Source organism: Rhodococcus sp. IEGM 1366 (genome assembly GCF_033142425.1).
GTDB classification, from domain to species: Bacteria; Actinomycetota; Actinomycetes; order Mycobacteriales; family Mycobacteriaceae; genus Rhodococcus_F; species Rhodococcus_F globerula.
Window position 1 is genome coordinate 153,152 of record NZ_JAWLRZ010000009.1, and the last position, 12,072, is coordinate 165,223.

Annotated in this window: 9 protein-coding genes; 7 read left to right on the plus strand and 2 right to left on the minus strand. The window is 62.8% G+C overall.

Annotated features, from left to right (window positions below; genetic code table 11):
* Positions 1–10: 10 nt before the first annotated feature.
* From R4P64_RS26845 to R4P64_RS26855, 3 genes are all read left to right on the plus strand, one after another.
* The gene (locus R4P64_RS26845; protein WP_045067965.1) at positions 11–1,324 is read left to right on the plus strand and encodes a ribonuclease D; all 1,314 of its coding nucleotides are present in this window, start codon (positions 11–13) and stop codon (positions 1,322–1,324) included.
* Positions 1,325–1,485: 161 nt separating this feature from the next.
* Entirely contained in the window at positions 1,486–2,706 is a 1,221-nt protein-coding gene (locus R4P64_RS26850) for a thiolase family protein (protein ID WP_033234758.1), read from the plus strand.
* Positions 2,707–4,812 carry a 3-hydroxyacyl-CoA dehydrogenase NAD-binding domain-containing protein gene (locus R4P64_RS26855; RefSeq protein ID WP_317823345.1) on the plus strand — a complete coding sequence of 702 codons (2,106 nt, stop codon included), beginning with the start codon at positions 2,707–2,709 and terminating at the stop codon, positions 4,810–4,812.
* 81 nt (positions 4,813–4,893) lie between these two features.
* Here R4P64_RS26855 and R4P64_RS26860 read toward each other — a convergent pair whose 3' ends face one another.
* Both R4P64_RS26860 and R4P64_RS26865 read right to left on the minus strand, forming a co-directional pair.
* Positions 4,894–6,483, minus strand: coding sequence for a GMC oxidoreductase (locus R4P64_RS26860; protein ID WP_317823347.1), 1,590 nt, complete (start codon positions 6,481–6,483; stop codon positions 4,894–4,896).
* 166 nt (positions 6,484–6,649) lie between these two features.
* Positions 6,650–7,201: a TetR/AcrR family transcriptional regulator gene (locus R4P64_RS26865; protein ID WP_033234761.1), complete on the minus strand. Its 552-nt coding sequence runs from the start codon at positions 7,199–7,201 to the stop codon at positions 6,650–6,652.
* Between the two features lie 339 nt (positions 7,202–7,540).
* On the opposite strand from R4P64_RS26865, the gene R4P64_RS26870 reads away from it, so the two are divergent.
* The 4 genes from R4P64_RS26870 to R4P64_RS26885 all read left to right on the plus strand — a co-directional run bounded on the left by R4P64_RS26870 (position 7,541) and on the right by R4P64_RS26885 (position 12,059).
* Positions 7,541–8,878: a lipase family protein gene (locus R4P64_RS26870; protein WP_411742710.1), complete on the plus strand. Its 1,338-nt coding sequence runs from the start codon at positions 7,541–7,543 to the stop codon at positions 8,876–8,878.
* A gap of 49 nt (positions 8,879–8,927) precedes the next feature.
* Positions 8,928–9,941, plus strand: a complete 1,014-nt coding sequence (locus R4P64_RS26875) for an iron-siderophore ABC transporter substrate-binding protein (RefSeq protein ID WP_317823350.1) — start codon at positions 8,928–8,930, stop codon at positions 9,939–9,941.
* Between the two features lie 46 nt (positions 9,942–9,987).
* Positions 9,988–10,458: an SRPBCC family protein gene (locus tag R4P64_RS26880; RefSeq protein WP_317823352.1), complete on the plus strand. Its 471-nt coding sequence runs from the start codon at positions 9,988–9,990 to the stop codon at positions 10,456–10,458.
* Positions 10,459–10,616: 158 nt separating this feature from the next.
* Complete coding sequence (locus tag R4P64_RS26885; RefSeq protein ID WP_317823354.1) at positions 10,617–12,059, plus strand: sugar porter family MFS transporter; 1,443 nt, start codon at positions 10,617–10,619, stop codon at positions 12,057–12,059.
* Positions 12,060–12,072 lie beyond the last annotated feature (13 nt).

Below are 12,072 nucleotides of genomic sequence, written 5' to 3' on the forward strand. Positions count from 1 at the left end.
GTTATCGATCATGTCCGAAGTCACCGATGATGCAACCGAGCCCACGTCCGATGTCGAACCACTCCTGGTGCCGCGTGACGGTGTGCCTGATGTCATCACCACCGCAGACGGGATCGCGAAGGCTGCCGCTGAATTGACAGCGGGCACCGGGCCTTTGGCTGTTGACGCCGAGCGTGCGTCGGGATTCCGGTACTCCGCCCGTGCGTATCTGATTCAGCTCAGACGTGAGGGCGCCGGCTCGTTTCTGATCGATCCGATCCCCACCGCCGCGGACATGGCACCGCTGGCCGAGGCGATCAACCCTCTGGAGTGGGTTCTGCATTCCGCAGATCAGGATCTGCCCGGACTGGCCGAGTTGGGGTTGTATCCGGCTGTACTTTTCGACACTGAATTGGCGGGCCGACTGGCCGGATTCGAACGGGTCGGTCTGGCCGCGATCGTGGAACGCACGTTGCATGTCGAGCTTCGCAAGGGCCACGGCGCCGCCGACTGGTCGACACGGCCACTGCCGGCACCATGGCTGAACTACGCCGCGCTCGACGTCGAAGTGCTGCTGGAATTGCGCGACGCCATGGAAGCCGAACTGCGTGCACAAGGCAAATTGGATTGGGCGAAAGAAGAATTCGAGCACATTCGACTTGCCGGCCCGCCGAAGCCGAAGCCGGATCGCTGGCGCCGCACGTCGCACATCACGTCACTGAAGACCACTCGCCAATTGGCTGCGGTCCGGGCGCTGTGGCAGGCGCGTGAAGATCTCGCACGTAAGCGCGACGTGTCTCCCAGCCGAGTGCTGCCGGATTCGGCGATCATCGACGCGGCGCTCAAGGATCCCCGGTCGATGGATGCGCTGCGGTCGCTGCCCGTGTTCGGCGGACCGAGGCAACGACGCTATTCACGAATCTGGATGACTGCATTGGAATCAGCTCGGTCCCTGCCGGACAGCGAGCTTCCCCCGAAGACTCCACCGAACATCGGCCCGCCAGCTCCCGGACGGTGGGCGCGTCAGGATCCCGAAGCCGCCGATCGACTGACCGCAGCCCGCGCAGCCTTGTCGGATCTCAGTTCCGAGGTATCGGTCCCCGTCGAAAATCTGCTGCAACCGGAGCTGGTGCGTCGTCTGTGCTGGGACTGGACAATCGAGCCGGGATCGGACATCGCCGTGGTCACGGCTGCGATCGAGACGAAGCTCACGTCCGGCGGCGCCCGATTGTGGCAGCGCACCTTGACCGTGCCGGTCCTCGCCGAGGCGCTGAACTCGGTAGTTCCGGCAGAGGACGACGCGGTCGCAGCCGAGGAGGAAGCAGCGGCAACCGGCGAATCCTGACGGGGTTGCGGGTGTGGGTGGAGCAATTCGACCCGTTAAGTTACCGGTGAGTAATGGGCAGTAGTACGCTTGTTACAAGGCCGGACGCTTGGCCGTGATTGCCGAACCGTAAGTCCCATCCGCCCAGCGCGTGGTGGGCATCTCCATCAGGAGGAATTCGCGTGGCTCCATCCACACACAACCAACGCAACGTCGTCTTTGTCGACGGCATTCGCACCCCGTTCGGCAAGGCAGGCCCCAAGGGCATGTACGCCGAGACGCGTGCAGACGACCTGGTCGTCAAAGCCATCCGCGAACTGCTTCGTCGCAACCCGCAGCTGGATCCCGCGCGGATCGACGAAGTGGCGATCGCTGCCACCACTCAGACCGGTGACCAGGGACTGACCATCGGCCGCACCGCCGCGATCCTCGCCGGCCTGCCCGAAACCGTCCCCGGATTTGCCATCGACCGCATGTGCGCCGGCGCGATGACCGCCGTCACTACCACCGCGTCGGGCATCGGCTTCGGCCAGTACGACGTTGTTGTCGCCGGTGGCGTCGAGCACATGGGCCACCACCCGATGGGTGAGGGCGCAGACCCCAACCCGCGCTTCCTCGCCGACCGTCTGGTCGACCCGAGCGCACTCGTGATGGGTAACACCGCCGAGAACCTGCACGACCGGTTCCCGACCATCACCAAAGACCGCACGGACGCCTACGCCGTGAACAGCCAGAACAAGTACGATGCTGCCAAGAAGGCCGGCTTCATCGCCGACACGCTGGTTCCCGTCGCGACCCGCAGTGCAGCCGGTTGGGGCCTCGCCACCGAGGACGAGCCGCCGCGCCCCGGAACTACCGTCGAAGACCTCGCGAAGCTCAAAGCACCGTTCCGCCCCGCCGGGCGCATCACCGCCGGTAACGCCGCAGGCCTCAACGACGGCGCCACGGCAGCACTTCTCGCCGGTGAAGACACCGCAGCGGAGCTCGGACTGCCCGTCGGCATGCGCATGGTCGGCTTTGCCTACCAGGGCGTCGACCCCGCGGTCATGGGTATCGGACCGGTCCCCGCCACCGAGAAGCTTCTGGCACGCACCGGTCTGAAGATCGAGGACATCGGACTTTTCGAGATCAACGAAGCGTTCGCGGTTCAGGTTCTCGCGTTCCTCGAGCACTACGGCATCGCCGACGACGACCCCCGCGTCAACCAGTGGGGCGGCGCCATCGCGTGTGGCCACCCCCTCGCCTCGTCGGGCGTGCGCCTGATGACGCAACTCTCCCGCCAGTTCGCGACACGTCCCGACGTGCGCTACGGCTTGACCACCATGTGCATCGGCCTCGGCATGGGCGGCACCGTCATCTGGGAGAACCCGAACCACGCTGACTACCAGGCAGGAGTTAACTAAATGTCTGATATTGCAACAGCATTCGCCGACGAGGTCGTGACGAACGCGTACACCAAGATCATCTCGGTCCCCGGCATCGAGGGCCCGTTTGCACTGATCACCCTCGACAACGGCTTCGACCACACCAAGCCGTCGTCCTTCGGCCCCGGCGGGCTCGCATCCTTCGACGCCGCACTGGACGAAGCTTTTGCCGCGAACCCGGTGGCCGTCGCCGTCACCGGAAAGCCGTTCATCTTCGCCGCCGGTGCGGACCTCAAGGGTGTTCCCGCGATCACCTCACGTGAGCAGGGACTCGAGCTTGGCCGCTTGGGCCACAAGGTGTTCCGACGCCTGCGTGAGTCCTCCGTTCCCACGTTCGCCTTCATCAACGGCGTCGCCCTTGGCGGCGGCCTCGAGGTCGGCCTGCACAGCCACTACCGAACCGTTGCGGCCAACGCCGGTGCCCTCGGCCTGCCTGAAGCGTTCCTCGGCCTGGTCCCCGGATGGGGTGGCACGCAGTTGCTCCCCAACCTCGTCGGCCCGTCCAACGCCGTGACCGTGGTGATCGAGAACTCGCTCAACCAGAACAAGGTGCTCTCCCCCAAGAAGGCACTCGAACTCGGCGTCGTCGACGTCGTTCTCGATTCCGCCGACTTCATCGAGCAGTCACTCGCCTGGGCCGCGCAGGTTCTGGCCGGTACCGTCACTCCCGCTCGCCCCGAGATCGATCGTGGCCAGGGCTGGGACGACGCGATTGCCCGTGCGAAGGCCATCGTCGACGGTAAGACCAAGGGCAACGCTCCCGGCGCCGTCAAGGCTGTCGAGCTGCTCGAACTGGCTCGCACCACCGACATCACGGATGCGGCTTCGCTCGACAAGGGCTTTGCGGCCGAGGACGAGGCACTTGCCGATCTCCTCCTGACCGACGAGCTCCGCGCCGGCCTGTACGCATTCGATCTGGTGAACAAGCGCGCCAAGCGTCCCGCCGGAGCGCCCGACCGTTCGCTGGCCCGCAAGGTCAACGGCGTGGGCATCGTCGGTGCCGGTCTCATGGCCAGCCAGCTCGCGCTGCTGTTCGTCCGCCAGCTCAAGGTGCCGGTCATTCTGACCGATATCGACCAGGAGCGCATCGACAAGGGTGTCGGCTACGTCCACACCGAAATCGACAAGCTCCTCGGCAAGGGGCGCCTGTCCCCCGACGCCGCGAACCGTCTCAAGGCCCTCGTCTCCGGCTCACTCGACAAGGCCGCGTTTGCCAAGACCGACTTCGTCATCGAAGCCGTCTTCGAGAACATGGACGTCAAGAAGAAGGTCTTCGCGGAACTCGAGCAGTTCATCGCTCCCGAAACCATCCTCGCCACCAACACGTCTTCGCTCTCCATCACGGAGATGGCGTCCGGCCTCAAGCATCCCGAGCGTGTGGTCGGCTTCCACTTCTTCAACCCGGTTGCCGTACTTCCCCTCCTCGAGATCATCAAGGGTGAGAAGACCGACGACGCCACGCTCGCAACGGCTTTCGCCACCGCGAAGTCGCTGAAGAAGTCCGCCGTCCTCTGCGGCGACAAGGCCGGCTTCGTCTTCAACCGCCTCGTCACCCGCACCTTGGGTGAGGTCATGTCCGCCGTCGACGAAGGCACCCCCTTCGACGTCGCGGACAATGCCATCGCCGAACTCGGTATGCCGATGTCGCCGTTCACCCTGCTGGCCCTCGTCGGACCCGCAGTTGCACTGCACACCGGCGAGACCCTGCAGGCGTCGTACCCAGACCGGTTCAAGAGCTCGCCCGGTCTCGAAGCACTCGTCGAAGCCCGCAAGCCCGGCGTCTGGACCTGGGGCGAGAACGGCCAAGCTGTCGATCCTGAGGTTGCCGCGCTGTGGCCTCGAGGCGACAAGGTGTCCACCTCGGAAGAAGTACTCGAGCGCACACGCCGTGCCTTCGCCGAGGAAATCCAGATCATGCTCGACGAAGGCGTCGTAGCCGCAGCCGAGGACATCGACCTCTGCCTGCTGCTCGGCGGCGGATTCGGATTCTGGAACGGTGGCATCACGCCGTACCTGGACCGCACCGGCACCTCCGAGGCCGTCAACGGCAAGCGCTTCCTCGCGCCTGGTGTTGCAAGCATCTGATTCTCTCGCTCTGACGAAGCCGAACGGCGCACTCGAATTTTCCGGGTGCGCCGTTCGCGATAGTTCACACTGTGCGGCAGCTCAAAACACTGTTCCGACATCCTCTTTCACAATGTAGTCGAGTGCCCGCTCCGCCACGGCAGCGATAGTCATCGACGGATTGCACGCAGCAGCATTACCCGGCATCAAGGCACCGTCAAGCACGTACAGTCCGCGCTGGCCCTGCACGCGACCTTCGAGATCGCAGACCGTTCCCATGCATGCGCCGCCGAGCGGATGCCACGTCGACGACAGCAGCGCATTCGTGTCGGTGAGGATGCCGGTGTTCCCGGCGATCTTGTGGGCGGCCGGCCCGATGTGGCCTAGCTGGATAGCAGAGTCGCCGTCCTTCGGCCAACGGAGCACTGCCTCGTCCCGCGCGGAGTCGTACACAAACCGGCCTCGGTCTCTACTGACACCGAATCCGACCATTACCGTGCTGTGCGCATCGAACGGCACCGGCGGGAACGACGCCTGAATGAGGGTGAACGCCGAATCCGGGTCGTCCCAGTTCCGGCTTCCGTAGACAACCGGGCCGCCTTGGGTGCTACCGAAATTCTCAGTGGGGTCGGACCAGATGTAGATGCGGTCGGCATTGGTGCCCCAGCCGCCGCCCAACTCGCCGGGCAGATCGGGAATCCGCCCCTGCGCACCGGCCCGCACGAGCAACTTGGTCGTGTTGGCGCTGCCCGCGGCCATGACCAGTGCCTTTGTCGTCAGGATCTTGTTCTCGAGCACCTGACCGGCTGTGTCGGTGCGGTTCACATATACCCGCCACCGGCCGTCTTCCGCGCGCTCGACGTCGGTAACCTGGTGCAACGTCTCGACTTTCACCAATCCTGTGGCTTCTGCGGCAGCGATGTAGGTGACGTCCACCGAGTGCTTGCCGCCGTTGTTCACGCCGAGTGCGCCGTCGCCGTTGGTGTACGAGGCTTTCATCTCACCGCGCAGTTCGGCCAGCGCAAAGTCCCAGTCTATCGGCATCGGGATTTTGGACACCGGAAGCCCGGAACGCGTTGCATTGCGGGCGAATACACGGGCTGCCTCGTAATTCGGACTCGCAACCAACTCGTCCGGCGCTACTGCGAGTTGCAGCATGGATGCCACGCGCTGATAGTGGACGCGGTCCATCGTCGCGTAGTCCAACTGCTCGGGAAAGTGCTCGTTGAAGACGGATTCGGCAGGTTGCAGCGTCATACCCTGATACACCAACGATCCACCGCCAACGCCGGCCGCGCAGATCGATGTCATGTTCTCCCCGGACACCGTCTCCAGCAACCCGACGTACGGCTCGAAAGCAACTGGTCTCCCGAAGAGCGTCGGACTGGACTGGTGCCACAGGATCCGTTTGTCAGGACTGGCCGGATGGGGAAATGTCTCGGCATTGGGACCCGACGGCCACCGAATTCCCCTCTCCAGCACCGTAACCGGAACGCCCGCCTCGGCCAGACGAAGCGCGGTCACGCCGCCACCGAATCCCGAACCGATCACGACAACGCGGTGTTCTTCGCGGGTGAGTGGCACCCCGACGGTTCTGGCAGAGGTACCGGCCCGAGCAACACTCGGTATCGCCACTGCGGCCATTGCCGCGGCGGCTCCGGACAGAAAGGCTCGCCGTTTCAGTGCAGACATAGCTGTGCTCCCTTGGTGAATCGCCGATGTGCCGGCGGCGAAAACTCACGGGGCACCAGAAATCAGGGGGAAGTGCCTAGTTCCGTATGGACAAAACAACCGAGCGAGTCCAAAACTAGACACTTACCGGAAAAGTGTCAAGAAAAGTTGAAGAGAAGGCTGATATCTAGGCTGTGGAACCCATTGCGGGTTGAAGCCAACGGGTGAGAAAGGTTCGTAAATCGTCGTCGGAGTGGATGGACTCACTGTCGAACGCGATGACCGACAAACCCAGTCGAACGGCAATTTCGATGATGCCGTCCAACTCCTCCTCGGTTGCGAGCCCTCGCTCGACAATGGGTGAAAGAAACTCGTGTGCAACAGGTTTGGCACGTACCATCATCTCCGCCGAGAACACCGGATCACCCCGTTCTGCGAGCAACAACGTCGTCAGCACTGGGTGAGCCCGCACCTCGGCCCGCGACGCCACGATGAATTCGACGACGTATTCGCAGGCGCTCTCCACAGTAGCCAGTCGAGCCTTGATACCACTCAACATCTCGACAGTAAGATCGGACATCGCCTTCGACACCACTTCTTCACGGGACCCGAAGTTGGAGTACACAGTCTGGCGCGACACACCGGCTTCATGAGCGATCGCCGCCATGTTGACGGCCTCGAACCCGCCACCCTCGATCAGTCGAAGCGTGGCGTTCAAGATCTTCTGCTGCGACCGCACCGGACAATTATCGCCTATTACTACCCGATTCACCCAAACCAGGATTGCAACAAGGCCGCAGGTCACGACGATTTTCGAACCATTCGTGAAGATTTTCGGGCGAAATCACACGTTCGTGACCCAGTTCACGAAATTATCGGCTATGTTGTTACTCGCCGGTAGCTCATAGGGGTGAGCTCCGCACCACACTTTCCGAGCACTGCCGAGATCGATTGCCGCACCTATGCGTACGGCGTTCCGATCCGGCACGCGGGACTCTGCCGAGGACCGTCTTTCACACTTCTTTCTGTCGATCGCAGCAACTCGTGCGCTGTCGTCGACACGCATCGAGAGGCTTCCATGAAGAAGTTGTCCGCAGAATTTCGGCGCACGCTCACTCGACGACTCCGGATGGCCACAGTGGTCGGCATGTCCGTCGTCGCAACGACGCTCTGCACCGTCACCGCGATCAACCCGGCCGCTGCCGCTCCGGCGATCCCGGAGTTTTATCAACCGCCGGCGAATTTCCCGACAGGTCCCGGAAGTGTCATTCGCACCGAACCGATGACCCTGCGGGCATCACTACCCGACTACAACGGTCCGTGGCCCGCGCCGGCGCAACGAGTCATGTACACATCACGATTACAGGACGGCACGCCCGCCGCGGTGACGGGCACCTACATCGACTCGTCGAAGCCGTGGCAAGGCACCGGCGAGCGACCCACTGTTGTCATCGGACCGGGCACAATGGGCCAGGGCGACCAGTGCGCACCATCGCGTGCCTTTCCCGACGCTCTGCTGATCCAGACCGATCCGCTGTCGATGTCCGCCAATCAGGAGCTGTTCTCCGCCGGAACGTGGAATGCATTGGGGGCCCGCGTTTTTGTCACCGACTACATCGGTCTGGGCACCCCCGGCGTTCACACCTACGTCAATCGAATCGAAGAAGCACACGCAATGCTCGACGCTGCCCGGGCGGCGAACATTCTCAGTGGAACCGGCTCCGACACTCCCTTGGCTTTCTGGGGATACTCGCAGGGCGGCGGAGCGACTGCAGCAGCGGCCGAACTCCAGCCGAGCTACGCACCGGAACTCAATCTCGCAGGAACCTGGGCAGGGGCTCCCCCAGCCGATCTGCGATCAGTACTCGGACAGATCGACGGCAACCTGATCGGCGGTGTCGTCGGATTCAACATCAACGGATTGCTCGCGCGTTATCCCGACCTGAATACATCGTTGGACAAGCGAATCACGCCGCAAGGGCGCGCGCTTCTTGGTCAACTGTCCACCGAATGTGTCGGCGACATCATCGTGAAACACCCCTTCATGCGCACCGACGCACTGACGGTCGACGGCCGGCCCCTCCTTGCACACTTGGACGAGATCCCCGAAGCGGCAACGATTCTCGATGAACAACAGGTCGGCAACCTGACGCCTACGTCTCCAGTTCTCGTGACCAGCGGAATCAACGACGACACCATCCCCTATTCCCAGGCTCGCAGCCTTGCGCAGTCGTGGTGCTCACGCGGTGCCACGGTCACCTTCAGAACCAACGACCTGCCACCGATCGCACCCGGCACAACCTTTGTTAACCACTTCGGTCCGGAAATCATCGACGGATTCGGCCCGAACAACGCATTCGACTACCTCCGCGATCGCTTCAATGGAGTACCGGTGAGTGGATGCCAGTTCGACTGATCCCGAAGAGGTCGCCCTCCGGCCACCGGAACAGGTTAGGCTTGCCTACATGAAACCTACCGTTCGCGGATGGGCAGCACTGGGTCTGGCTGCACTCACCGCCACCGCACTCGTAGCCTGCTCGTCCGATTCGGACTCCTCGTCTACTCCGGCAAACTCGGAGGGCTTCCCTGTCAGCATCGACAACGTCTTCGGCACCACCACGATCGAAACCCAACCGGAACGTTTGGTCACCCTCGGCTGGAACGCTCAGGACATCCTGTACGCACTCGGTCTCACTCCGGTCGGACAGCCCAAGTACACCTACGGGGCCGACGACAACGGAGTGATGCCGTGGGCACAGGAATACTTCGACGCTGACAAGACCACGCTGTTCGACATGCCGGCCACTGGCGAGCCGCCCGTCGAAATTGTCGCTTCCCTGACTCCCGACGCGATCCTTGCCCCATACGAAGGATTCGAGAAGTCGGTCTACGAACAGTTGAGCAAGATTGCGCCGACTGTTGCCTATCCCGGCGATGCGTGGCAGACAACCTGGCAGGACCAGACACGCATTGTCGGGAAGGCCGTAGGCAAGCCGACCGAAGCCGACGCATTGATCGAGGGCCTCGACACCACTCTTGCCGACACCGCCGCTGCGCATCCCGAATACGCCGGAAAAACCATTGCCGTCGTCAACTTCGACACCGACGCCAGCAACGTCAACGTGTACCTCCCGACAGATCCCCGTGTGCAGGTGTTGAACGAACTCGGGTTTGTCAACGCTCCCGGCGTCGAAAAGCTCGGCGCTGCCAATGCCGGTGGATCGTTCTTCACGACGCTCTCCTACGAGAACATCGCCGACATCGACGCCGACGTCATTGTCGGCTTCACCGACGGAACCACCGACCCGGCAAGCATTCCCGCGGTCAGCGCACTCGACGCCGTCAAGCGCGGATCGACGGTCTTCCTCAGCGACACCAGAGTCATCGGCGGCCTCAGCAACGTCAACGTACTGAGCACCCCGTGGGTCCTCGACCAGATAACGCCGTCGTTGACGGAAGCTGCCAACCGCGCCGGCTGACAGTAAGTAACCCCCGCTTGTCGGTGTCACGACCTAGTCTCTGCGCATGCCTGAACTTGCTACTTCCGTGACCAGAGTTGTCAATGCACCCGTGGACACCGTGTGGAAGGTCGTCACCGACCTCGACGGCGCGGTCGACACCCTCACCGGCGTAACTCGTATCGAACGCCTTGCCGGTGAGGGGTACGCCGTGGGCACCAGGTGGCGTGAAACCCGCAAGCTGATGGGCAAGGAAGCATCCGAGGAAATGTGGGTCGTGGAGGTCGAGGCGCCCATTCGCACTGTGGTGAAAGCACATTCGAATGGCATGGACTACACGTCCGGATTCACGCTGAAGCCCGCACCCGGCGGCACGCTCCTCGAAATGAACTTCGCCGGTGTTTCCGAAGCCCAGTCGGTCGTGTCCAAAGTCCTCGGTGCTGTATTCGGACGCCTCGGGGTTCGAATCACCCGAAAGATGATGGCTGCGGATCTCGCGGACTTCGCCGCAAAGGCCGAACGGATCGCATCAACCTGACGCGTGATCGGCGTCGCCGATGAATGTCCCGAACAACTCAGGTGGATAACAAGACTCGACTAACCGCCAAATCGCGCGTGGTGGGCGTAGCGTCCAGAGTGCTTTTACACGCGGACGACGCAGCGGGGCATCGTTCACTTGGCCCGGAGGGGGCAGGAATGGCATTCAGCGGTACCACCGACAGTGGCGGTTCCGGCGCTACACGCGCCGCCGTCGGACATGCAGTTCTCTTTGCCGGCGCTGCCGCGCTCGGCGGATTCCTGTTCGGATACGACACAGCTGTCATCAACGGAGCCGTCGGAGCGATCCGCGACAAATACGACATCGGCGCAGGTGCCACCGGCCTGACCGTGTCCCTGACCCTGCTCGGCGCAGCCTTGGGCGCTTGGATAGCGGGGTCACTTGCTGATCGACTCGGTCGCATCCGCGTCATGCAGATCGCGGCAGTGCTCTTTGTTGTCGGCGCCGTCGGTTCGGCCGTTCCGTTCAGTGTCTACGACCTGACATTCTGGCGCATCGTCGGTGGCGTCGCTGTCGGTTTTGCGTCGGTGATCGCGCCGGCATACATCGCGGAGATCTCGCCGGCCGCTATCCGCGGCCGCCTCGGTTCGATGTATCAATTGGCCATCGTGCTCGGAATTGCGGTGTCACAGTTGGTCAACTACGCCCTGCAAGCCGCTGCCGGTGGCGCGCGCAATCAGATCGCGGGCCTCGAAGCCTGGCAGTGGATGCTGATGCTCGAGGCAGTACCTGCACTTCTGTATCTCGTGATGACCACCACGATCCCGGAATCTCCTCGCTTCCTCGTCGCTCAAGGCAAGGATGATCGGGCACGCAAGATCATCTCCGACCTCGAAGGCGGCGACCACGACGCAGTCACCGGCCGGATGAACGAGATTCGCGAGTCTCTCAAACTCAAGCAGGCCAAAACCACTGTGCGTGAGCTTTTCTCGAAGCGCCTCGGTGTCTCGTACCTGGTCTGGCTCGGCATCGCCTTGGCAGCACTCCAGCAGCTGGTCGGAATCAACGTCATCTTCTATTACTCCAGCACGCTGTGGCAGGCCGTCGGATTCGGCGCAGACCGCTCGCTCCTGATCAGCGTCGTCAGTGCGCTGGTCAACATCATCGGCACCTTCGTCGCGATTGCCGTCATCGACCGCGTCGGGCGAAAGCCGTTGCTGCTGGTCGGTTCCGCCGGTATGGCAATCTCACTCGGCACCGCGGCTATCTGTTTCCATTCGGCAACAGTGACAAAGAACGAGATCGGCGAATCCGTCGCGACACTCAGCGGCGCCAACGCCACCATCGCCCTCATCGGTGCAAACGCGTTTGTGTTCTTCTTCGCGCTGTCATGGGGACCGGTCGTCTGGGTCCTCATCTCCGAGATGTTCCCCAACCGTGTGCGCGCCACCGCAGTCGGTCTCGCCACTGCAGCAAACTGGGTCGCCAACTTCCTGGTGTCCTGGACCTTCCCGTCGCTGGCCGATTGGAATCTGTCGCTCACCTACGGCGGCTACGCGGTAATGGCACTGCTGTCCCTGTTCGTGGTGCTGAGATTCGTAAAGGAAACTCGAGGCAGCACACTCGAATCGGTGCAGTAATTGCAGCACCAGC

Excerpts from the sequence above, each read along its gene's own strand:
- R4P64_RS26845 (WP_045067965.1), top strand. The coding sequence starts at position 11 with ATGTCCGAAGTCACCGATGATGCAACCGAGCCCACGTCCGATGTCGAA.
- R4P64_RS26855 (WP_317823345.1), top strand. The coding sequence starts at position 2,707 with ATGTCTGATATTGCAACAGCATTCGCCGACGAGGTCGTGACGAACGCG.
- R4P64_RS26860 (WP_317823347.1), bottom strand. The coding sequence starts at position 6,483 with ATGTCTGCACTGAAACGGCGAGCCTTTCTGTCCGGAGCCGCCGCGGCA.
- R4P64_RS26870 (WP_411742710.1), top strand. The coding sequence starts at position 7,541 with ATGAAGAAGTTGTCCGCAGAATTTCGGCGCACGCTCACTCGACGACTC.
- R4P64_RS26875 (WP_317823350.1), top strand. The coding sequence starts at position 8,928 with ATGAAACCTACCGTTCGCGGATGGGCAGCACTGGGTCTGGCTGCACTC.
- R4P64_RS26880 (WP_317823352.1), top strand. The coding sequence starts at position 9,988 with ATGCCTGAACTTGCTACTTCCGTGACCAGAGTTGTCAATGCACCCGTG.
- R4P64_RS26885 (WP_317823354.1), top strand. The coding sequence starts at position 10,617 with ATGGCATTCAGCGGTACCACCGACAGTGGCGGTTCCGGCGCTACACGC.